The organism is Streptomyces sp. NPDC086989 (assembly GCF_044745505.1).
In the GTDB taxonomy this organism is placed as follows: Bacteria; Actinomycetota; Actinomycetes; order Streptomycetales; family Streptomycetaceae; genus Streptomyces.
In genome coordinates, this window is record NZ_JBIVAL010000004.1 from 19,243 (window position 1) to 39,060 (window position 19,818).

Consider the following 19,818-nt stretch of genomic DNA (forward strand, 5'->3'; position numbering starts at 1 on the left):
GGACTACCCGCCCAAGAAGCCGACGATGCCGTCCGCGATGCCCTGGGCCGCTTTCTGTCGCCACTCCGGACTCGTCAGCAGCGCCGCGTCCTTGGCGTCACGCATGTTGCCGCATTCGATGAACACCTTGGGCCTGGTCGACAGATTGAGTCCGCCGAGATCGTCGCGGACGACCAATCCGGTTCCGCTGCCGAGGTAGTTGGCGGGGGCGGAACCGGTGGTACGGGCGAAGTTCGAGCCGATCCGCTCGCCCAGGTCACGCGAGGGGCCGACGATCGCGGCGGTGTCCGCGGCGCCGCCCTTGACCTTGGCCGGGAGGATGATGTGGTATCCGCGGTTGCCCGCGGAGACGCCGTCCGCGTGGACCGAGACCACGGCGTCGGCGGCGGCCTCGTTGCCGATGCGGGCGCGCTCGTCGATGCAGGGGCCCCACGGGCGGGCGGTGCCGGCCTCGTGGGTCATGACCACCTTGAGGCCCTTGGCCTCCAGCACCGTACGCAGCCGGCGGGACACGTCGAGGGTGAACTCGGCTTCCATGTAACCCGCGTTGGTGGTGGTGCCCGTGGTGTCGCATTCCTTGCGGTTGGTGCCGATGTCGACCTGCCGGTCGATCTCGTCGGTGTGCTTGAAGTTGCCGGTGTTGTGGCCGGGGTCGATGACCACGGTCCGGCCGGCGAGCGGGCCCTTGGAGGGGGACGGGTCGCTCTGCGGGGCGGCGGCCGAGGGCGAGGCGGAGGGCGAGGCGGAGGTGGAGGCCGAGGTGGAGGCGGTGGTCGAAGCCGAGGCGGCCGGCATCACGATCCGGGGCGGGCGGGCGTCGTCCGCCCCCGCCCCGGTCGTCAGCTGCACGAGGACCCACCCCGCCAGGGCGGTCGGGGCGAGCACGGCCGCACCGACGGCGAGGCCGGAGCGGCGCACGAACCACCGCCGCTCCGGGCTGACCGAGGAGGCGGACTCGGGGGATGGGGGTCTGTCGTCGTAGCGCACGCCGCGAGCCTAGACCGGGGCCCTCCCGCCGGAGCGGACCGTGGGCCATCCGGGGGCGTGGTGCGGTTATCCGCTTATGTGCCCGCATCGCCCGGAAGGGCCCACCCTGGGCCCGGCCGCGGCCCGGCCCCGTCCCGTGCCGTGGCGTCCCGTGCCGTGGCGGGGCCGGGCGATGGGGGTCAGATGCCCGGGGCGATGCGGCGCAGGACGCGCAGGGAATCGGTCACCGAGACCTCCTCGAAGGCGCCGGAGGCCAGGGCGCGCAGGTAGATCCGGTACGGGGCCTGCCCACCGTCGGCCGGGTCCGGGAACACGTCGTGGATGACGAGCGTGCCGCCCTCGGCGACGTGCGGGGCCCAGCCCTCGTAGTCGCCGCCGGCGTGCTCGTCGGTGTGGCCGCCGTCGATGAAGACGAAGCCGAGCTTGCCGCCCCAGGCCGCGGCGACCTGCGGGGAGCGGCCCACGATCGCGATGACGTGCTCTTCGAGACCCGCCGTGTGGAGGGTGCGGCGGAAGGTCGGGAGGGTGTCCATCAGGCCGACCTCCGGGTCCACGACGGACGGGTCGTGGTACTCCCAGCCCGGCTGCTGCTCCTCGCTGCCCCGGTGGTGGTCGACCGTGATCGCGGCCACCCCGGCCTCACGGGCGGCGTCGGCCAGCAGGATCGTGGAGCGCCCGCAGTACGTGCCGACTTCGAGGAGGGGCAGCCCGAGCCCCGCCGCGGCGACGGCCGCCTCGTACAGGGCGAGCCCTTCCCGTACGGGCATGAACCCCTTGGCGGCCTCGAAGGCGGCCAGGATCTCCGGCTTGGGGGTGGCCATGTGTTCCTCCCGGGTGGGGTGGGGTGGGGTGGGGTGGGGTGCGTGGTGCAGGTGGGCGGCCCATGGTGCCCTACCCGCTGGTAGCGCGGCAGGTCGGGGCCCCTCCGGGGCGGGTGCGGCGGTGTGCGGGGCCGCTGCAGGTGGTCCTGCCCACGCCCCCCCGTGCCCCGAAGGCCGGCGGGACCGGCTCCGGTGGCGGCGTCGGCTCGGGCGGAAGCGGGCGTTCGCCCGAGGCGGGGAGCAACGGCGGGCGGGGACCCGGCGTGCGGCGGGAGGCCTACACGGTGGCCGGGACCGCGGCGGCGAGGGCCGGCCGGAGCAGCATCTGCGCGGCGTGGTCCACCAGGTGCCGCATGACCGGGACGTGCTGTTCGTGCCCGCCCAGGACGGTGAGCAGGCGGTGGGCCTCCCTGCGGAAGGCGTCGAGCTCCGCGGAGTACGGGTGCAGCACCTCCGGCGCGAGGAGGTGGCGGGTGAGCTCCGTGCGCGCCTGCTCCGCATGGCGGGCGGCGGCGCACCGGTCGAGCAGCTCCGCGCGGGCCCTGAGGTCGGGGGCGTCGTCGAGGGCGCAGGCGAGCAGATACGTGACCGTCCCGTTGAGCAGGTCTTCGTTGCGGCCCGACAGGATGTCCTCCTGGTCGTTGAATATTTGCCAAAGTATGCCGAATATGAAGCCGAACTCCCGCCACAACTCCACTCTCTCGTCACTCGCGCCCGACAATATCGCCGCCATCGCCGTGATCATCGAGTAGGGGCCGCCGGATTTCCCGCGATAGGCCGCGATCACGGAGTTCCGGGTGGCGTTCCGGACGTCCCCCGCCATATCCATCAGCTGTCCCTCGGCGCCCACCGCCCAGCCGGTCGCGATCTCCGCCGTCAGTGCGCCGCGGACCGTCACCGGAACCGGCAGCGACTGGATGATCCGGATCGGGAGGACCGTTCCGCCGAGTACGGAAGCCAGGAGGGCCTCGTTCTGGTCCAGGCTGTCGGAAGCGGTCGTTCCGTGGCCGTCTGCCAGGTCATCGAGGTAGCAGGCCGAGGTCCACCACAGCAGGTGCACGACGGACAGCGGGACGGCCGGGCCGTGCTCACCCGTCTCGATGGCGTGCACCATCATCGGGAGCACCGACAGGGGGTGCCGCATTTTTTGATGCCGGAGGAGTTTGCCCACCGCGCTCTTGGCGGCGCTCGACCCCGAGGCGGGGGCGAGCCTGAGGAGGGCGGTCTCCATTTCCTTGTCGATGTCGAAGGAGACTTGTCGGTGCAGGTCCACGTACGTGAGGCAATTCACGGATGATTTCCTTCCCGGAGGTGAATTGGGGTGGCGTGAGCGCCCCAGATTGGATCATTTGATACCGAGGGTATCTAGAGCGATTTCCGGCCATGTCCGGTTCGCCTCCTTGTTGTTTCGCGGCGGAGTGGTGCGTCGCACTCGAACCACACCGTCTTGCCTCCGGTCGTCGGCTCCACGCCCCACCGGTCGGTCACGGCCTCGACCAGGAGCAGCCCGCGTCCGCCCTCGCCGAGCGCTCCGTCGTCGCAGCGCGCCGTGCGCACCGGGTCCGGACAGCAGTCCGTCACCTCCACCCGCAAGCCCTCCGGCCCGCACAGGATGAGCACCGAGCAGGACCGTCCGGGCACGTGCCGGACGACGTTGGCGACCAGCTCCGTCAGCGCCAGTTCGGCGGCGTGCGTCAGCCCGGCGAGGCCCCAACTGGTCAGGTAGATGCGGAGGATGCGGCGCATGTGCCGGGCCGAATGCTCACCGACGGTGAAGCCCATCCGGTAGCTCTCGCCAACCCCGGTTGCTGAGTGCTCAGTTACGTGATTCACGTCACCAGCGTGAAGCGAGGTGGTTACGCTCGGCTACGGACCGAAACGAACGCCGCACGGCGTGTACTTGGGGGTGACCTCCTCATGGTCAACATCCGCGATCTCGACCCCAGCGCCTCTCCGCTGGACTACTACGGCTCGGAACTGCGCCGCCTGAGGGAGGAGGCCCGGCTGAAACAGGGGCAGCTGGGGGAGATCGTCTTCTGCACGGCCTCGCTGATCGGGCAGATCGAGACCGCCAGGAAGGTCCCGACCCGGGACTTCTCGGAGCGGGTGGACGCGGCGCTCGACACGAACGGGGCGTTCTCCCGGCTGGTGGGGCTGGTGCTGAGGAGCCAGCTGCCGACGTGGTTCCAGCCGTATGCGGAGATGGAGGCGAAGGCGGCCTACATCTCTTCGTTTCAAGCGCAGCTGGTCTACGGGCTGTTGCAGACGGAGGAGTACGCACGGGCGGTGCTGAGGGTGCGGACCGAGGGGGACCTCGATGCGAAGGTGGCCGCCCGGATGGAGCGGCAGCGGATCCTGGACCGAGAGAACCCGCCACTGATGTGGGTGGTGATGAGTGAGGCCGTGCTGCACCAGGAGATCGGCGGCCGGGAGATCATGTGGAACCAACTCGCTCACCTGTTGGCTCTGCGGAGGCGGGAGTGGGTGCAGGTGCAGATCCTGCCCTTCGAGGCGGGCGCCCATGCCGGACTGATGGGCGAGTTCAGTCTCCTGCGATTCGATGACGATCCGGACCTCGTCTATACGGAGGACTTCGTCCAGGGCCATATGACGGCCAATCCGCAGGCTCTCAGGGAGGGTTCGCTCCGTTACGATCACTTGCAGGCCGCCGCTCTCTCCGTGGAGGACTCGGCGGCGCTGATCGCCCGCGTAATGGAGGAGCGTTATGGACACCATCCAGGACCTGACGAGCGCGCGGTGGCGTAAGTCCTCGTACAGTTCCGACACCGGCGGTGATTGCGTCGAGTGCGCCCCCCTCGGCCCCGTCGCCTGGCGCAAGGCCTCGTACAGCGGTGACACCGGTGGCAACTGCGTCGAGGTCGCCGCTCAGCCCTGCCTGATCGCCGTGCGGGACTCCAAGAACCCCGGCGGGCCCGTCTTCACCGTGAGCCCTGCCGCCTTCGCCGCCTTCGTGGGGGCCCTGTAACGGGCGGAGTGCACAGGGCCGTTCCGGGCGGTCGGTGCGCCTGCGGGCCGTGACCGGCCGGGCGGGGCTCAGTCCTGCGGCCGTACGGCGGGCCCCTCCTCCGGTGCCAGGCGCGCGAGGACCTTGGCGTACACCATGGTCGCCGCCGCGATCACGGTGGCGACGAGCGTCAGCGCGAGGACGCCCAGCAGGGCGGGCCACTGGCGCAGTACGTCGTCGCGGCACACGGCGTCCCTGGTCGACGGGCCGCCGGCCAGCGGGCCCCGGCAGACCGCCCGGCCCCCGGACTCGGGGCCGTAGTCGGCCAGCATCAGGAAGGCGAACCCTCCCCAGAGGGCCAAGGCCAGGAGCATCCACGCGACCGACCACCCCTCGATGCGGCTCGCCTCCCGGCGCTTCTTCTCGGCCTGAGCCGGCGCCGCAGGTGCGGGCCCGGGCGTGTGCGGTGCCGCGGCGTCAGCGGTCATGTCTCCCCCTCGTGGCCAACGGTGAACGGAGCGCAGTCCATCACACCGCACCCACCCGGTGCGGCATCCCCCGGCCCCGGGACAGCTGTCGGCGGGCCCGGGAGAACACGTTCTCGTTCCGACCTTCCGTCAGAATGGAACGTGTTCTAGCCTGCCTGCCCATGGGCATCGGAATCACTGGGGAACAGCGGGAGTTGGCCGAGGCCGTACGCGGCTGGGTGGCGCGGACCGTGCCGCCCGAGGAGGTGCGCAAGCTGCTCGACAGCCCGCCGCGGACCGGCGTGCGGCCCGCCTGGTGGGACGCGCTGGCGGAGTCCGGGCTGCTGGAGCCCCACCTGGACGGCGGCACCCTGCTCGACCTCGCCGTCGTGATCGAGGAGGCCGGCCGGGCGGCGCTGCCCGGGGCGTACCTGCCGAGCGCGCTGGCCTCCGTACTGCTGGACCGGGCCGGGGCCGAGCCCCTCGCCGGGCGGGTCGGCGCGGTCGCCCTCGGCCCCGGCACCCTGAGCGCCGTCGCCGTCGAGGGCGGCGGACACCTCCTGGACGGCCTCGCGCCACCGGTGCTCGGCGCCGGGGAGGCCGACCTGGTCCTGCTCGCCGCCGAGGCCGCGCACGGCACGTGCTGGTTCGCCGTGGACGCCGCCGCACTGGACATCCGTACCCACGACAGCGCCGACCCCACCCGGCCCACCGCCGAGGTGCGGGCCCGCGGTGTCACCGTGGCCCCCGGCCGTCTCCTCGACCTCGACGCGGCGCTCGTCCGGGACCTGGCCTGCACCCTGTTCGCCGCCGACGCCTGCGGCACCGCCGCCTGGGCGCTGCACACCGCCGCCGAGTACGCCAAGACCCGCGAGCAGTTCGGCCGGCCCATCGGGCGGTTCCAGGGGATCAAGCACCTGTGCGCCGACATGCTGGTGCGCCTCGAACAGGCCCGGGCGCTGACCTGGGACGCCGCCCGGGCGGCGGCCGGGCCGGACGAGCCCGCCGAGGTCCGCTCGCTCGTGGCCGCCCTGGCCGCAGGGACCGCGCTCGACGCCGCCTACTCCTGCGCCAAGGACTGCATCCAGATCCTCGGCGGGATCGGCTTCACCTGGGAGCACGACGCCCACATCCACCTGCGGCGCGCGATCGTCGCCCGCCAGCTGCTCGGCGCCGGGGACGGGCACCGGATCCGGGCCGTGCGGCTCGCGGCCGCCGGCGCGCGGCGCGAGCTGCGCCTCGAACTCCCGGCGCGGGCCGAGACGTACCGGCAGCGGGCCAAGGCCGCCATCGAGGACGTGCGCGGCCTCGACCCGGCCGCCGCCCGCCGCATCCTGGCCCCCACCGGCTACGCGGCCCCCCACCTGCCGCCGCCGTACGGGCTCGGCGCCGGTCCCGTCGAACAGCTCGTCGTCCAGCAGGAGCTGGCGGCGGCCGGGGTCAAGATCGCCGACCTCGGGATCGCCACCTGGGTCGTGCCCTCACTGCTCGCCTACGGGACGGACGCGCAGCGCGAGCGGTACCTCCTGGCGACCCTGCGCGGGGACGTCACCTGGTGCCAGCTCTTCTCCGAGCCGGGGGCCGGCTCCGACCTGGCCTCGCTGCGCACCAGGGCGCAGCGGACACCGGACGGCTCCTGGAAGATCAACGGGCAGAAGGTGTGGACGAGTTCCGCGCACAGCGCCGACTTCGGGATCCTGCTGGCCCGGACCGACCCGGCCGCACCCAAGCACAAGGGGCTCGGTTACTTCGTCGTCGACATGCGCAACAGCCCCGGCATCGACGTGCGCCCCCTCAAGGAGATCACCGGCGACGCCCTCTTCAACGAGGTCTGGTTCGACGACGTCCTGCTGCCCCCGGACGCCCTCGTCGGCGCCCCCGACGACGGCTGGAAGGTCGCCCGCAACACCCTCGGCAACGAGCGGGTCCACATGGCCGACCAGATGACCTTCGCGTCCGGGCTGGAAGCGCTGATCGCCCGCTCCGCCGAACTCGACGGGTCCTACCGGGCCCGGATCGGGGCGCTCACCGCCGAGGCGCACGCCCTGGCCTGCATCGGACTGCGCACCACCCTCCAGCAGGTGTCGGGGCTGGAGCCGGGGGCCGGTGCGTCCGTGCGCAAGCTCGTCCAGACCCCGCACCAGCAGCGGACCGCCGAGCTCGCGCTCGAACTGCTGGGCCCGGCGGGCGCCGTGCGGGAGGGGGCGGGGGAGCGGGCGGTGCACGGGATGCTCATGTCCCGCTGCCTGACGATCGCCGGGGGCACCACGCAGGTCCAGCTCAACGTCGTGGCCGAGCGGATCCTCGGCCTTCCCAGGGACTAGGAGTTGTCGGGCATGAAGTCGTACATCGTGGGCGTCGGCATGACGAAGTTCGAGAAGCCGGAGTCGAGGGACTGGCAGTACTGGGACATGGCGAAGGAGGCCGGGACGGCGGCGCTGGCCGATGCGGGCATCGGCTACGACCTGGTCGAACAGGTACCGGTCGGGTACTGCTTCCAGGCCTCCACGGCAGGCCAGCGGGCCGCCTACGAACTGGGGCTGACCGGGGTCCCCGTCTACAACGTGAACAACAACTGCGCCACCGGGTCCACGGCGCTGATGATGGCCCGGCAGTTCGTGGAGGGCGGGATCAGCGACTGCGTGCTGGCGCTGGGCTTCGAGAAGATGAAGAGGGGCGCGCTGGGCGGCGGCGCCGACGCGGGCTCCGACTTCAAGACCTCGCCGGTCGCCCGGCACTACGGGATCATGGCCGCCGGGCACGGCTTCGAGATGTCGCCGCCGACCGCGCAGATCTTCGGGAACGCGGCGCGCGAGCACATGGAGCGGTACGGGACCACGGCCGCGCAGCTCGCCGCGGTGGGGGCGAAGAACCACCGGCACTCGGCGAACAACCCGAACGCGCAGTTCCAGGACGTGTACACGGTCGAGGAGATCCTGGCGGCCAAGCCGATCCACGAGCCGCTGACGAAGCTCCAGTGCTCGCCGACCTCGGACGGGGCGGCGGCCGCGGTGGTCGTGTCCGAGCGGTTCGTCGTGCGGCACGGGCTGCACGACAAGGCGGTGGAGATCGTCGCGCAGGCGATGACGACGGACACGGAGGCGTCCTTCGCATCGGGGTCGTGCATCGACGTGGTCGGCAGGCCGATGACGGCGGCTGCCGGACGGCGGGTGTTCTCGGCGTCCGGACTCGGCATCGAGGACGTGGACGTGATCGAGCTGCACGACTGCTTCTCGATCAACGAGCTGCTGACGTACGAGGCGCTGGGGATGTGCGAGGAGGGCGGCGGCGGGAAGCTGGTGGAGTCGGGCGCGACGACGTACGGCGGGCGGTGGGTGGTGAACCCCTCCGGCGGCCTGATCTCGAAGGGCCACCCGCTGGGTGCGACGGGCCTCGCGCAGGCGGCGGAACTGGTCTGGCAGCTGCGCGGCGCCGCCGGTCCGCGGCAGGTCGCGGGCGCCCGCGTCGGCCTCGCCCACAACATCGGCCTCGGCGGGGCGGCCGTCGTCACCCTCCTGCGGCGGGACTGACCCCGTTCGGGGGCCCCGGCGCGGAGGGATAGGCTCCGCCCCCGTGAGCGACATACGACAGACGTGCTTCCGGGCCACCGGCGACGTGACGCGGGACGAGTACACCGAGGCCGCCAGGGCCGCCGGACTGTTCCGCAGGGGGCGGGCGGTGGCCGCTCTCGGCACGGTGTTCCTGGCCGCGGCGGGCGTGTCGCCGTCCCCGCACGGCCTGACCGTGCACCCCGTCCCCCTCGCCGTCGCGCTGGCGTACGGCCTCGTCGCACTGCTGGTGCTCCCCCGGTGGGCGGTCGCCCGGGGCTTTCGCACCGGGCGGGCCGGCGAGGAGAAGCAGGCCGTGGTGGACGGTGCGGGGATCGAGGTGTCCCGCGGCGCGGAGTCCCTGCGGATCACCTGGGACGAGGTGCGCTCGTACCACGAGACGTCCCGGGTGCACGTGTTCATGGGCCGCTCGCGCCGCCGGACCTGCCTCGTGGCGCTGCCCAAGCGGCTGTTCACCGCCCCGGGCGAGAGCGACCGCCTGTCCGCCCTCGCCCACGCGCGCGCGGGCGACGGCTCGTAGCGACCGGGCCCGGCCGCCCTCGGTCAGAGGTTGTCGATGTCCTGGTGCACGACGTCCGTGCCGTGGTCCGCAGCCGGGCACACTGTGAGCGGTCACATCTTGAGCGGCCACATCTTGAGCGGTCACATCGGTGGCCGGGAAGGGCCGTTGCGCCCCGCAGCCCTACGGTTCGAGCGTCGGGTCCGTGACCGCCTCGCCCGTCACGGCGCGGCGGACGGCGTCGGCCAGTGCCGCGGGGGCGTCGTCCCGCAGCACCACCCCCGCCGCGCCCGCGGCGAGCGCCCCCTCGACCAGGCCCGGCCGGGCCGACCCGGCCAGTAGCAGCACCCGGCACTCCGGGGCCTCGCGGCACACCGCCGCCACCTCCGCGAGCACGTCCGGGCGGTCCGCGTCCACCAGCGCCACCGCCGGACGGGCCGTCAGCGCCGCCGCGCCCACGTCCGCACCGGGGGAGACCCGGGCGACCACGGCGAGGTCCGGCTCCAGCCCGAGCAGGACCGCCAGCGCGCCGGCCGACACGCCCGGGCCCTCCGCCAGCAGGACCCGCAGCGACCTCGCCGTACGGAAATTCCGGGGCATCTCGTCCACCCCGCCAGCGTAGGGCCCCGCCCTGCGAGGGGCGGGCAACACGCCTCGGCGGTCCGGCAACACGCCTCGGCCGAAGCCACTCTGACGTGGAGTCAGGAGTCTTCCCAATGGGTGGGGCGTGCGTTATACATGCCTCACCGATCCTAGAACGCGTTCTAGAACTACGCGTTTCCGGAACCGGTCCCGCATACGACCTCGGTGCGGCCGACGGTGCGGACGGCCGCACCGGGGTCTTCCACGCTCTTCCAAGCAACGGGAACCGAACAAGGAGCAGCATCCTCAATGCCGATCGATGCCGCCAGGGCCCTCGCCGCAGAACCCCGCCAGGGGGAGATCGCCTGGGACCACAAGGACATCCAGCTCTACCACCTCGGACTCGGCGCGGGCACGAACCCCGGCAAAGCCAGCCCCGCCACCGACCCCGACGAGCTGCGCTACACCCTGGAGTCCAAGCTCCACGTCCTGCCCAGCTTCGCGACCGTCGCCGGCGCCGGCATGGCCATGCTGGGCGGCCTCGCCGCACCCGGGATCGACGTCAACCTGGCCAACGTCCTGCACGGCGGCCAGTCCATCGAGCTGCACCGGCCCATCCCCGTCAAGGGCCGGGCCTCCTCCAGCGCCCGCGTCGCCGCCCTCTACGACAAGGGCAAGGCGGCCGTGATCGTCCTGCGCACCGAGGTCGAGGACGCCGACGGGCCGCTGTGGACCAGCGACGCGCAGATCTTCGTACGGGGAGAGGGCGGCTTCGGCGGTGAGCGGGGGCCCTCCGTGTCGGAGGAACTGCCCGGGCGCGCCCCCGACCGGGTCGAGGAGCGGCACATCCGCGAGGAGCAGGCGCTCCTGTACCGGCTGTCGGGTGACTGGAACCCCCTGCACGCCGACCCCGAGTTCGCCAAGCTGGCCGGCTTCGACCGGCCGATCCTGCACGGCCTGTGCTCGTACGGGATGACCCTCAAGGCCGTCGTCGACACGGCGCTGGGCGGGGATGTCTCGCGGGTCCGCGCCTACCGCACGCGCTTCGCCGGGATCGTCTTCCCGGGCGAGACCCTGCGGATCCGGATGTGGGAGGAGCCCGGCCGGGTCCTGGTGTCGGTGACCGCCGTCGAACGGGACGACGCGCCGGTCCTCGCCGACACCGTCGTCGAACACGCGTAACGCCCGACCTTCGCGACACACAAGGAGCCGCACCGTGCGCGCAGCACTGCAGAGCGAGATAGGCCAGGACAAGCTCGAGGTCGTCGACGACATGGAGGCCGTGGGCTTCGGCCCCGGCAAGGTCAGGATCCGCATCAAGGCCACCGGCCTGTGCCACTCGGACCTCTCCGCGATGAGCGGCGTGCTGCCCCAGCCCGCCCCCTTCGTCCCCGGCCACGAGGGCTCGGGTGAGATCGTCGACGTCGGCGACGGGGTGACCACCCACGCCATCGGCGACCGGGTCCTCGTCTGCTGGCTGCCGCCGTGCGGACACTGTCCCGCCTGCAAGCGGGGCCAGGGCCACCTGTGCCTGGAATCCTTCGCGAACGTGGCCACGCCCAACTTCCGGCGTGCCGGCGCCGGGGACGTCTTCGGCTTCGCGGGCACCGGCACCTTCGCCGAGGAGATGGTGGTGCCCGCCTCCTGCTCCGTGCCGATCCCGGACGACCTGCCGTACGACATCGCCGCGCTGATCGGCTGCGGGGTCACCACCGGCCTCGGCGCCGCCATCAACACCGCCAAGGTGGAAGCCGGGTCCTCGGTCGCCGTCATCGGCTGCGGCGGCGTCGGCATCTCCGTCATCCAGGGCGCCAAGGTGCAGGGCGCGGCGCAGATCGTCGCCGTGGACCCGGTGGCCTCCCGGCGCGAGGCGGCGCTCCGCTTCGGCGCCACCGAGGCCGTCGCACCGGAGGCCTTCGCCGACGCCAAGAACCGGATCACGGCCGGTGAGGGCTTCGACTACGTCTTCGAGGTCGTCGGCAAGTCCGCCACCACGCAGACCGCGTACGAGATGACCCGGCGCGGCGGCTCCGTCGTCGTGGTCGGCGCGGGCGCGCTCGACGACAACTACTCGGTCAACATGTTCTCGCTGTTCTTCGACGAGAAGAAGATCCTGCCGTCGATGTACGGGGGCGGGGACGTGCTCCGCTCGTACGAGCGCACCATCGCGCTCTGGCGGGCGGGCCGGGTGGACCTGGAGAGCCTGATCACGCACCGGGTGCACCTCGCCGAGATCAACGACGCCCTCGACCAGATGCGCACGGGCGTGGCCCTGCGCACCTGCATCGAACTCTGAGAGGAATCCGGTAGATGTCACTCCCACTTGAGGGGCTGTCCGCCATCGTCACCGGCGCCGGCCGCGGGCTCGGCCGGGCCGAGGCGATCGAGCTCGCACGGCTCGGCGCGAGCGTGGTCGTCAACGACTTCGGCCAGCCGGGGCGGGACGGCTCCGGCGAGGCCTCGGCCGCCCCGGCGGAGGAGGTGGCCGCGGAGATCCGCGCCGCGGGCGGGCGGGCGGTGGCGCACCTGGGCGACGTGGCCGACTTCGAGCAGGCGCGCGAGCTGGTCGAGCTGGCCGTGTCCAGCTTCGGGAAGCTCGACGTCCTGGTCAACAACGCGGGCATCCTGCGCGACCGGATGGTCTTCTCCATGTCGGAGGAGGAATGGGACTCGGTCATCCGGGTCCACCTCAAGGGCCACTTCAACACCACGCACTTCGCCTCCGCGCACTGGCGAGAGCGGTCGAAGGCGGCGGGCGGGCCGGTGTACGGCCGGATCGTCAACACCTCCTCCGAGGCCTTCCTCGGCGGTTCGGCCGGTCAGCCGAACTACGCGGCGGCCAAGGGCGGCATCGTGGGGCTGACCACCTCGACCGCGCTCGCGCTCGCGAAGTACGGGGTCACGGCCAACGCCATCTGCCCGCGTGCCCGGACCCGGATGACGGAGGACGTCTTCGCGGGATTCCAGGTCCCCGAGGACGGCAAGCTCGACCCGCTGGCCCCCGAGCACGTCGCCCCGCTGGTCGGCTACCTGGCCGCGCCGGCCTCGGCGAAGGCGAACGGGCAGCTGTTCGTCGTGCACGGCGGGATCGTGGTCGTGATGGACCGCCCGAAGGTGGCCGCGAAGTTCGACACCGCCAAGGAGGCCTTCTCCTACGAGGAGCTGGACGGACTGCTCACCCCGCACTACGACTCCCGCCCGGCGGGCGAGACCTTCGCCGCGGCGGAGGTCCTGGGCCTCAAGCACGACTGACGCGGGCGCACGACCGCGGCGGTCCCGGCGCACACCGCCGGGCCCGCCGCGCTCTCGTGCCCGGCCGGCCGCGCTCCGGCGGCCGGGTGGCAGCGGTCCGGCCGCCGGGCCGGTCACAGCACTAGCCGGCGGGGGTGACGGGCCGCTTGTAGTACCGCCACGGGAACCAGCCCGCGCCCACCGGGATCCAGCCTTCCGCCTCCATCCGCCGGTGGCGCGCGCCGGAGGGGAGCGTCATCCGGCAGTGCTCCCAGGGGTGGCCGGACGCCTCCACCTCGTGGAAGAACGGGCCGTAGCCCACCATGTGCCAGCCGTCGCGCCCGGCCTCGTCCAGGGCGGCCATCTCGTTGAACGCGGTCAGCCCGCCGAGGATGCGGCGCTTGGGGGCGTCCGGGCCCTGCGCGGGCGGTGCCGACGAGCCCGCGGCCGCGGCCTTGGCCGTGAAGCGCTGCTGGGCGGCCTGGCGGCTCACCCCCAGGACGCGGCCCACCGTGTCCCAGCTGTGGCCGGCGGCCCTGGCGCCCTGGACGGCCTCGCGCAGCAGCCGGCTCGCCTCCTCGGCGCCGATGCGCGAGGCGTCCAGCAGGCGCAGGTAGCCGTGGGCGTCGTGTTCGAGCGAATCGGCCAGCCCCTCGGGGGAGCCGAGGACGGCCGCGGCGATCGCTTCCCGGATCCGGTCGATCTCTGCCGGGTGCAGCAGCGGTTCGTCGTTCATCGGCGCAGTCCTTCGAGGGGTTCGAGGGCGCCCTGGACGGCCGCGTCACGGGCGGCCTGTTCGGCGGCGCCGCGGGCCGTCCGGGCGGCCAGGCCGGCCGTGCAGGCGATGAGCGCGAGGCCCACCACGATCAGGGCGATGGTGGCGGAGGTGCCGAACCGGTCACCGAACACCACCGTCAGGGCGGGCAGGCTCACGGCGAGCGGCAGTGCGGCGGCCATCGACGGGGTGGCGGGGAAGAGGTCCCGCTGCCGGGCCTTCGAGTTCAAGATCGACATGTGTCAAGGAAACCTTGACATGATCGCATTGTCAAGGATTCCTTGACAGTGGCTGGGGCGGGAGTCCCCTCGCAGGGCACGGGAGATGCCGCCGCACCGAGGGTCCGCTGGGCGAGAATGGCCGGATGACCAGCAGCGACGACGGGAGTGAGCAGCCCTGGAGGCCCCAGCGGCAGCGCAGTGCCAACGAGCGGCTGCTGTGGGACCGGCTGCGGTCCGCAGGGGCCGCGTCGCGGGCCCAGCTCGCCCGGGAGACGGGGCTCTCCAAGCCCACCGTCTCCAGCGCCCTCGCCGCCCTCGAACAGGCCGGCCTGGTCCGGGAGGCCGGTACGCACGCACCCGAGCGGGGCCGCGCCGCCGTGCTGTACGCCCCCGATCCGACGGCCGGGTACGCCCTCGGGCTCGACATCGGACGCAGCTGGGTGCGGGTGGCGCTGGCCGACCTCGACGGCACCGTCGTGGCCCGCTCCGACGTCCGCAACCGGGCCCGGACCGCCAACGCCGTGGCCGATCTCGCCGTGTCCGCCGCCCGCGGGCTCGTCGCCGACAGCGCGGTGGACGCGCACAAGGTCACCCGGGCCGTGGTCGGCACGCCCGGCGTCTACGACGAGGACGAGCGCCGGGTCCGGCACGCGCGGCAACTGCCCGGCTGGGGCCGCCCCGGCCTGATCGACCGGATCCGCGACGGGCTCGGCCTGCCCGTCGCCGTCCAGAACGACGCCAACCTCGCCGCGCTCGGCGAGTACGCGTACGGCGTCGGCGCGGGCAGCAGGCTCTTCGTCTACGTCTCGATCGGGACCGGCCTCGGCATGGGCATCGTCAGCGAGGGCCGGCTGTTCACCGGGGCGCACGGCGGAGCCGGCGAGATCGGCTTCCTGCCGTGGCCGGGCCGCCGGGAGCCCGCCCGGACCGACGGCCCGCCCGGCGGCATGGAGGACGCCGTCTGCGCGCAGGCCGTGGTCCGGGCGGCCCGCGGGCACGGCATGACCGGGCCGCTCACCGCCAAGGACGTCTTCGACGCCGCCCGGGCGGGGGACACGGCCGCCGCCCGGGCCGTCGAGCAGGAGGGCGAGCGCCTCGCCCACACCGTCGCGGCGGTCACCGCGGTCCTCGACCCGGACCTCGTCGTCCTCGGCGGCGGCATCGGCCGGGGCGCCGACCTGCTGCTCCGCACGGTCCGCCGGTCGCTGCGCACGCTCACACCGCTGCGGCCCAAGGTGGCGGCCGGCGCCCTGGGGGAGGACGCGGTCCTGCTGGGCGCGGTCGCCACGGCGCTCGGCGCGGCCCGCGACCTGGCCTTCGAAGGCCGCCGCCCGCAGGAGGGGCCCGCCGCCCGGCCGGACGGCGCGCCCCGCGTCAGCGCAGCGGAGCCTGCTGGAGCGGTACGGGCCGGGGCACGGCAGGAGCCGGAGGGTCCAGCCGGACCGGGGGCGGCGGGGACACCGGCAGGGTCAGCCCGGTGATCCCGCAGGGGACCTCCGGGGTGGCGTACGGGAGGTGCAGGCGGCCTTCCCGGCTCCACAGGCCCGTGCCGAGCCAGCCCTCGGGCGCGGGGAGCCGGAAGACGTGCCGGTCGGCGGGGCGCCACAGGCCGATCCTCCCCCAGCTGCCGCCGGGGGTGCCCCCACCGTCCTCCAGCCGGATCGCGACCCCGCAGGTCTCGGGCATCAGGGCCTGGCCGGGCTGCACCGCGAACGGGACCCCCGCCGCCCCGCGCAGGCACTCGGGGAAGCGCACCGGGCGGGAGCTGCCCAGCACCCCCCAGCCCAGGCGCGGTTCGCCCGGGGCGTCCGAGCGGATCAGCAGCAGGCCGCTGTCGGGGTCGGCGAGGAGCAGCCGGTCGTCGCTGCCGTCCGCGATCTGGAGCAGCGGGGAGACCTCGCCGCCGCGGCCCAGGTCCACGGCGACGGCCTTGGTGGTGCCGCCGAGCTCGCGGTCCAGGGAGAGCATCCGGCCGGTCCGGTCCAGCCAGACGCCGCCCGTGCACCGGCCGGGGACGCGGGCGACCTGCCCGAAGGGGCCGCCGGCGACCTGCCAGACGGTGGTCCCGGTGTCCGAGGAGGCCAGGGCGAAGGCACTGCATCCGTCCGGCGACGGGGGCAGCAGGGACACCCGTACGCGGTCGTCCTCCGGCGTCACCGAGCCCAGCGGGAGTTCCCCGGTGCGCGGGCCGGCCGCGGCGCCGCCCGTCGGGTACAGCAGCGCGAAGGCGTGCCGCTCGGCGACCCGCCGGTGGATCAGCACCCGCCCGTCGGCCAGGGCCAGCACCTCGCTGTCGGCCTCCTCGGGCTGCCCGAGCGGCAGCGGCACCGCGTACGGCTCGGGCCCCGCCAGGGTCCAGCGCTCGGGGTAGCGGGCCTCGCCGTCCCCGGCCAGCCGGGCCGCGTACGACCCGTCCGCCGCGATGGTGAACCGGGCCGTCATCGTGATCTCGATGGCACAGACAGTCATCCGTGCGTCACCTCCGGTGAGGAAGCTAGTTTTCGCACGTCGGCCCGAACGGCGCGACCTTCCGGGCTTCACACGTACGGGTGGCCGCCGGGCGGTTCGGCCGTGACGACGGGGACGGTTGTGCTGTGCGGTACCAGGAGCGCACGGGGCCCTTCCGGGCGGTCCGTCCGGTCCGGGCGTTCCCGACGGACGGCCCCGGCTGCCCGGGGCCCCGCGCGGACTCTGCCGCTCCCGTACGGACGGTAGCCTTGGCCTGTGCCCCGTCTCTCCGAAGTCATCGCCGCGCTGGACGTCCTCTGGCCCCCCTCGCGGGCCGAGCAGTGGGACGCCGTCGGAACCGTCTGCGGCGATCCCGACGCCGAGGTCGGCCGCGTGCTGTTCGCCGTCGACCCCGTCCAGGAGATCGTCGACGAGGCGGTGAAGCTGGGCGCCGACCTGGTCGTCACCCACCACCCCCTCTATCTGCGCGGCACCACCACCGTCGAGGCCGGCACCTTCAAGGGCCGCGTCGTGCACACGCTGATCAAGAACGACATCGCGCTGCACGTCGCCCACACCAACGCGGACACCGCCGACCCGGGCGTCTCTGACGCCCTCGCCGGCGCCCTCGGCCTGCGCATCACCGGACCGCTGGTCCCCGACGCGAGCGACCCCGCGGGCCGCCGCGGTCTCGGCCGGATCTGCGAGCTGGACCACCCCGAGACCCTGCGGGAGTTCACCGCCCGCGCCGCCGCCCGGCTGCCGCGGACCGCCCAGGGCATCCGCGTCGCCGGCGACCCCGACGCGCTCGTCCGCACCGTCGCCGTCAGCGGCGGCTCCGGCGACAGCCTCTTCGAGCAGGTCCGCGCCTGCGGCGTGGACGCCTACCTCACCGCCGACCTGCGCCACCACCCGGTGTCCGAGGCCCGCGAGAAGAGCCCGCTCGCCCTCGTCGACGCCGCGCACTGGGCCACCGAGTGGCCCTGGTGCGAGCAGGCCGCCGCGCAACTCGACGCGATCTCCGAGCGCCACGGCTGGGGTCTGCGCACCCACGTCTCGCGCACGGTCACCGACCCGTGGACGGCGCACGCGCCGTCCGTCACACCCCCTTCTATCTCTGGAGCCCCCAACTGAACGCCGAGCCCGCCGACCAGATCCGACTCCTCGACGTCCAGGCCCTGGACGTCCGGCTGTCTCAGCTCGCCCACAAGCGCAAGTCCCTGCCGGAGCACACCGAGGTCGAGTCCCTCACCAAGGACCTGACGCAGCAGCGCGACCTGCTCGTGGCGGCCCAGACCCAGGCGAGCGACGCCGCCCGCGAGCAGACCAAGGCGGAGCAGGACGTCGACCAGGTGCGCCAGCGCGCGGCCCGCGACCAGCAGCGGCTCGACTCCGGCGCGGGCATCTCGGCCCGCGACCTGGCGAACCTGCAGAGCGAGGTCGTCTCCCTCGCCAAGCGCCAGGCCGACCTGGAGGACGTCGTCCTGGAGGTCATGGAGCGCCTGGAGGGCGCACAGGAGCGGGTCACCGAGCTCACCGAGCGGGTCTCCGCCCTCGAAGCCAAGCTGGCCGACGCCACCTCCCGCCGCGACGCGGCCACCGGTGAACTCGACGCCGAGGCCGCCAGGGTCACCAAGGACCGCGAGGTCATCGTCGCCTCGATGCCGGCCGACCTGATGACCCTGTACGAGAAGATCCGCGTCAAGCAGGGCGGCGTCGGCGCCGCCCGCCTGTACCAGCGCCGCTGCGAGGGCTGCCGCCTGGAGCTGGACATGGCCGAGGTGAACGAGATCAAGGCCGCGGCCCGCGACCAGGTCGTACGCCACGAGAACTGCGGCCGCATCCTGGTTCGTACGGCCGACTCGGGCATCTGATGCCCCGGTTTGTCGTGGAGGCCGACGGCGGCTCCCGGGGCAACCCGGGGCCCGCCGGCTACGGCGCCGTCGTCCTCGACCCGGCGACGGGCGAAACGCTGGCCGAGCGCGCCGAGTACATCGGCGTCGCGACGAACAACGTGGCCGAGTACAAGGGCCTGATCGCCGGCCTCAAGGCCGCCCGCGAACTGGCCGCCGACGCCCAGGTCCAGGTCCGCATGGACTCCAAGCTCGTCGTCGAGCAGATGTCGGGCCGCTGGAAGATCAAGCACCCGGACATGAAGCCCCTCGCGGCGGAGGCGGCGACGATCCTGCCCCGCGCGCAGGTGACGTACGAGTGGATCCCGCGCGAGCGGAACAAGCACGCGGACCGGCTCGCCAACGAGGCGATGGACGCGGGCAGGCACGGCAGGCAGTGGGAGCCCTCGGCTTCCACGGCGGCACTGGACCGGTCCGCGGCCCGCTCGGCGGCGGCCGCGCCCGCCCCCTCGGGCCCGCCCGGCGACGCCGCGGCCGGAGCCGCGGCCGCCCGGGCCGCCCTGGCCACCGGCAGGGCCGCGGCGGCGTCCACCGCAGCGACCGGCAGCGCAGCCGGAGCCCGCCCGGCCGAAGCCCCCGGGCCGGCGGCCGACGGCGCGCTGTTCGAGGCACCCGCCGGCTCCGCCACCCTGGTCGCGGAGCCCGCCGCGCAGGAGGCGCCGCAGCCCCCCGCCGCAGGCCAGGGCTGGGGCCCCGACATGGGCGCCCCGGCGACCCTCGTCCTGCTGCGTCACGGCGAAACCGCCCTCACCCCGCAGAAGCGCTTCTCCGGCAGCGGCGGCACCGACCCCGAGCTGTCCCCGGCCGGCCGCCGTCAGGCCTCCGCCGTGGCCGAGGCACTGGCCGCGCGCGGCACCGTCCAGACGATCGTCAGCTCCCCGCTGCGCCGCTGCCGGGAGACCGCACAGGCCGTCGCGGACCGCCTCGGGCTGACGGTCACCGTCGAGGAGGGCCTGCGCGAGGTGGACTTCGGCGCCTGGGAGGGCCTGACCTTCGCCGAGGTGCAGGAGCGGTTCCCGGACGACCTCCAGGCCTGGCTGGACTCCCCGAAGGCGTCCCCGACGGGCGGCGGCGAAAGCTTCACGGCCGCCACCCGCCGCATCTCCGCGACCCGGGACCGGCTGCTGGCCGCGCACGCGGGCCGCACGGTGCTGCTGGTCACCCACGTGACCCCGGTCAAGATCCTGGTGCGCCTCGCACTGGGCGCCCCGCCGGAATCGCTGTTCCGGATGGAGCTCTCCGCGGCCTCCCTCTCCGCGGTGGCCTACTACGCCGACGGCAACGCCTCGGTCCGCCTCCTGAACGACACCTCGCACCTGCGCTAGCGGGCCGGTGCCAGG

General features: G+C 73.7%; 21 protein-coding genes. 12 read left to right on the forward strand and 9 right to left on the reverse strand.

Annotated features, from left to right (window positions below; translation table 11 throughout):
* Nucleotides 1-3: 3 nt before the first annotated feature.
* From ACIPK4_RS09800 to ACIPK4_RS09815, 4 genes are all read right to left on the reverse strand, one after another.
* The gene (locus ACIPK4_RS09800) at nucleotides 4-987 is read right to left on the reverse strand and encodes an N-acetylmuramoyl-L-alanine amidase (protein ID WP_402310685.1); all 984 of its coding nucleotides are present in this window, start codon (nucleotides 985-987) and stop codon (nucleotides 4-6) included.
* A gap of 179 nt (nucleotides 988-1,166) precedes the next feature.
* A complete protein-coding gene (locus tag ACIPK4_RS09805; RefSeq protein WP_402310687.1) occupies nucleotides 1,167-1,808 on the reverse strand; it encodes a class I SAM-dependent methyltransferase in 642 nt (213 codons plus the stop codon).
* Nucleotides 1,809-2,085: 277 nt separating this feature from the next.
* Nucleotides 2,086-3,099 carry a polyprenyl synthetase family protein gene (locus ACIPK4_RS09810; RefSeq protein ID WP_402310688.1) on the reverse strand — a complete coding sequence of 338 codons (1,014 nt, stop codon included), beginning with the start codon at nucleotides 3,097-3,099 and terminating at the stop codon, nucleotides 2,086-2,088.
* 74 nt (nucleotides 3,100-3,173) lie between these two features.
* Complete coding sequence (locus ACIPK4_RS09815) at nucleotides 3,174-3,590, reverse strand: ATP-binding protein (protein WP_402311761.1); 417 nt, start codon at nucleotides 3,588-3,590, stop codon at nucleotides 3,174-3,176.
* 135 nt (nucleotides 3,591-3,725) lie between these two features.
* Between ACIPK4_RS09815 and ACIPK4_RS09820 the strand changes: the two genes are divergently transcribed.
* Nucleotides 3,726-4,574, forward strand: a complete 849-nt coding sequence (locus ACIPK4_RS09820) for a helix-turn-helix domain-containing protein (RefSeq protein ID WP_402310690.1) — start codon at nucleotides 3,726-3,728, stop codon at nucleotides 4,572-4,574.
* Entirely contained in the window at nucleotides 4,534-4,794 is a 261-nt protein-coding gene (locus ACIPK4_RS09825; RefSeq protein ID WP_402310692.1) for a DUF397 domain-containing protein, read from the forward strand. The genes ACIPK4_RS09820 and ACIPK4_RS09825 overlap by 41 nt, the downstream gene beginning before the upstream one ends.
* A gap of 68 nt (nucleotides 4,795-4,862) precedes the next feature.
* Here ACIPK4_RS09825 and ACIPK4_RS09830 read toward each other — a convergent pair whose 3' ends face one another.
* Nucleotides 4,863-5,261, reverse strand: coding sequence for a hypothetical protein (locus ACIPK4_RS09830; protein ID WP_402310695.1), 399 nt, complete (start codon nucleotides 5,259-5,261; stop codon nucleotides 4,863-4,865).
* A 161-nt stretch (nucleotides 5,262-5,422) separates the two neighbouring features.
* On the opposite strand from ACIPK4_RS09830, the gene ACIPK4_RS09835 reads away from it, so the two are divergent.
* From ACIPK4_RS09835 to ACIPK4_RS09845, 3 genes are read left to right on the forward strand one after another with little or no spacing between them, the layout of a single operon-like run.
* Complete coding sequence (locus tag ACIPK4_RS09835) at nucleotides 5,423-7,564, forward strand: acyl-CoA dehydrogenase (protein ID WP_402310696.1); 2,142 nt, start codon at nucleotides 5,423-5,425, stop codon at nucleotides 7,562-7,564.
* 12 nt (nucleotides 7,565-7,576) lie between these two features.
* Nucleotides 7,577-8,770, forward strand: coding sequence for a lipid-transfer protein (locus tag ACIPK4_RS09840; RefSeq protein ID WP_402310698.1), 1,194 nt, complete (start codon nucleotides 7,577-7,579; stop codon nucleotides 8,768-8,770).
* A 43-nt stretch (nucleotides 8,771-8,813) separates the two neighbouring features.
* Nucleotides 8,814-9,329, forward strand: a complete 516-nt coding sequence (locus ACIPK4_RS09845) for a YcxB family protein (RefSeq protein ID WP_402310700.1) — start codon at nucleotides 8,814-8,816, stop codon at nucleotides 9,327-9,329.
* 162 nt (nucleotides 9,330-9,491) lie between these two features.
* On the opposite strand, the gene ACIPK4_RS09850 is transcribed toward ACIPK4_RS09845, so the two are convergent.
* A complete protein-coding gene (locus tag ACIPK4_RS09850) occupies nucleotides 9,492-9,908 on the reverse strand; it encodes a DNA-binding response regulator (RefSeq protein ID WP_402311763.1) in 417 nt (138 codons plus the stop codon).
* A gap of 291 nt (nucleotides 9,909-10,199) precedes the next feature.
* On the opposite strand from ACIPK4_RS09850, the gene ACIPK4_RS09855 reads away from it, so the two are divergent.
* Genes ACIPK4_RS09855 through ACIPK4_RS09865 form a run of 3 tightly spaced genes read left to right on the forward strand, consistent with a single transcriptional unit; the run spans nucleotide 10,200 to nucleotide 13,142 of the window.
* Nucleotides 10,200-11,072: a MaoC/PaaZ C-terminal domain-containing protein gene (locus tag ACIPK4_RS09855; RefSeq protein WP_402310702.1), complete on the forward strand. Its 873-nt coding sequence runs from the start codon at nucleotides 10,200-10,202 to the stop codon at nucleotides 11,070-11,072.
* 34 nt (nucleotides 11,073-11,106) lie between these two features.
* On the forward strand, nucleotides 11,107-12,186 hold the full coding sequence (locus tag ACIPK4_RS09860) for a Zn-dependent alcohol dehydrogenase (protein ID WP_402310704.1): 1,080 nt from the start codon (nucleotides 11,107-11,109) through the stop codon (nucleotides 12,184-12,186).
* A 14-nt stretch (nucleotides 12,187-12,200) separates the two neighbouring features.
* Entirely contained in the window at nucleotides 12,201-13,142 is a 942-nt protein-coding gene (locus ACIPK4_RS09865) for a 3-oxoacyl-ACP reductase (RefSeq protein WP_402310706.1), read from the forward strand.
* A gap of 121 nt (nucleotides 13,143-13,263) precedes the next feature.
* Here ACIPK4_RS09865 and ACIPK4_RS09870 read toward each other — a convergent pair whose 3' ends face one another.
* Nucleotides 13,264-13,857 (reverse strand): hypothetical protein, encoded by a 594-nt coding sequence (locus tag ACIPK4_RS09870; protein WP_402310708.1) that lies wholly within the window; start codon nucleotides 13,855-13,857, stop codon nucleotides 13,264-13,266.
* Nucleotides 13,854-14,135 (reverse strand): hypothetical protein, encoded by a 282-nt coding sequence (locus tag ACIPK4_RS09875; RefSeq protein WP_402310709.1) that lies wholly within the window; start codon nucleotides 14,133-14,135, stop codon nucleotides 13,854-13,856. The genes ACIPK4_RS09870 and ACIPK4_RS09875 overlap by 4 nt, the downstream gene beginning before the upstream one ends.
* A 125-nt stretch (nucleotides 14,136-14,260) precedes the next feature.
* Between ACIPK4_RS09875 and ACIPK4_RS09880 the strand changes: the two genes are divergently transcribed.
* The gene (locus tag ACIPK4_RS09880; protein WP_402310711.1) at nucleotides 14,261-15,598 is read left to right on the forward strand and encodes an ROK family protein; all 1,338 of its coding nucleotides are present in this window, start codon (nucleotides 14,261-14,263) and stop codon (nucleotides 15,596-15,598) included.
* Here the strand turns inward: ACIPK4_RS09880 and ACIPK4_RS09885 are convergent.
* Nucleotides 15,492-16,586 carry a hypothetical protein gene (locus ACIPK4_RS09885; protein ID WP_402310713.1) on the reverse strand — a complete coding sequence of 365 codons (1,095 nt, stop codon included), beginning with the start codon at nucleotides 16,584-16,586 and terminating at the stop codon, nucleotides 15,492-15,494. The two genes, ACIPK4_RS09880 and ACIPK4_RS09885, sit on opposite strands and share 107 nt — an antisense overlap.
* A 255-nt stretch (nucleotides 16,587-16,841) precedes the next feature.
* Between ACIPK4_RS09885 and ACIPK4_RS09890 the strand changes: the two genes are divergently transcribed.
* From ACIPK4_RS09890 to ACIPK4_RS09900, 3 genes are read left to right on the forward strand one after another with little or no spacing between them, the layout of a single operon-like run.
* A complete protein-coding gene (locus tag ACIPK4_RS09890) occupies nucleotides 16,842-17,699 on the forward strand; it encodes a Nif3-like dinuclear metal center hexameric protein (RefSeq protein ID WP_402310715.1) in 858 nt (285 codons plus the stop codon).
* Nucleotides 17,696-18,439, forward strand: a complete 744-nt coding sequence (locus ACIPK4_RS09895) for a zinc ribbon domain-containing protein (RefSeq protein WP_402311765.1) — start codon at nucleotides 17,696-17,698, stop codon at nucleotides 18,437-18,439. The genes ACIPK4_RS09890 and ACIPK4_RS09895 overlap by 4 nt, the downstream gene beginning before the upstream one ends.
* The gene (locus tag ACIPK4_RS09900; RefSeq protein WP_402310717.1) at nucleotides 18,439-19,803 is read left to right on the forward strand and encodes a bifunctional RNase H/acid phosphatase; all 1,365 of its coding nucleotides are present in this window, start codon (nucleotides 18,439-18,441) and stop codon (nucleotides 19,801-19,803) included. Before ACIPK4_RS09895 ends, ACIPK4_RS09900 begins: the two co-directional genes overlap by 1 nt.
* The last annotated feature ends 15 nt before the right edge of the window (nucleotides 19,804-19,818 follow it).

What these genes read in the sequence shown, in the direction of transcription:
- ACIPK4_RS09825 (WP_402310692.1), top strand. Translation starts at nt 4,534, where the DNA reads ATGGACACCATCCAGGACCTGACGAGCGCGCGGTGGCGTAAGTCCTCG.
- ACIPK4_RS09880 (WP_402310711.1), top strand. Translation starts at nt 14,261, where the DNA reads ATGACCAGCAGCGACGACGGGAGTGAGCAGCCCTGGAGGCCCCAGCGG.
- ACIPK4_RS09885 (WP_402310713.1), bottom strand. Translation starts at nt 16,586, where the DNA reads ATGACTGTCTGTGCCATCGAGATCACGATGACGGCCCGGTTCACCATC.
- ACIPK4_RS09835 (WP_402310696.1), top strand. Translation starts at nt 5,423, where the DNA reads ATGGGCATCGGAATCACTGGGGAACAGCGGGAGTTGGCCGAGGCCGTA.
- ACIPK4_RS09830 (WP_402310695.1), bottom strand. Translation starts at nt 5,261, where the DNA reads ATGACCGCTGACGCCGCGGCACCGCACACGCCCGGGCCCGCACCTGCG.
- ACIPK4_RS09820 (WP_402310690.1), top strand. Translation starts at nt 3,726, where the DNA reads ATGGTCAACATCCGCGATCTCGACCCCAGCGCCTCTCCGCTGGACTAC.
- ACIPK4_RS09900 (WP_402310717.1), top strand. Translation starts at nt 18,439, where the DNA reads ATGCCCCGGTTTGTCGTGGAGGCCGACGGCGGCTCCCGGGGCAACCCG.
- ACIPK4_RS09870 (WP_402310708.1), bottom strand. Translation starts at nt 13,857, where the DNA reads ATGAACGACGAACCGCTGCTGCACCCGGCAGAGATCGACCGGATCCGG.
- ACIPK4_RS09855 (WP_402310702.1), top strand. Translation starts at nt 10,200, where the DNA reads ATGCCGATCGATGCCGCCAGGGCCCTCGCCGCAGAACCCCGCCAGGGG.
- ACIPK4_RS09815 (WP_402311761.1), bottom strand. Translation starts at nt 3,590, where the DNA reads ATGGGCTTCACCGTCGGTGAGCATTCGGCCCGGCACATGCGCCGCATC.
- ACIPK4_RS09805 (WP_402310687.1), bottom strand. Translation starts at nt 1,808, where the DNA reads ATGGCCACCCCCAAGCCGGAGATCCTGGCCGCCTTCGAGGCCGCCAAG.
- ACIPK4_RS09875 (WP_402310709.1), bottom strand. Translation starts at nt 14,135, where the DNA reads ATGTCGATCTTGAACTCGAAGGCCCGGCAGCGGGACCTCTTCCCCGCC.
- ACIPK4_RS09840 (WP_402310698.1), top strand. Translation starts at nt 7,577, where the DNA reads ATGAAGTCGTACATCGTGGGCGTCGGCATGACGAAGTTCGAGAAGCCG.
- ACIPK4_RS09850 (WP_402311763.1), bottom strand. Translation starts at nt 9,908, where the DNA reads ATGCCCCGGAATTTCCGTACGGCGAGGTCGCTGCGGGTCCTGCTGGCG.
- ACIPK4_RS09865 (WP_402310706.1), top strand. Translation starts at nt 12,201, where the DNA reads ATGTCACTCCCACTTGAGGGGCTGTCCGCCATCGTCACCGGCGCCGGC.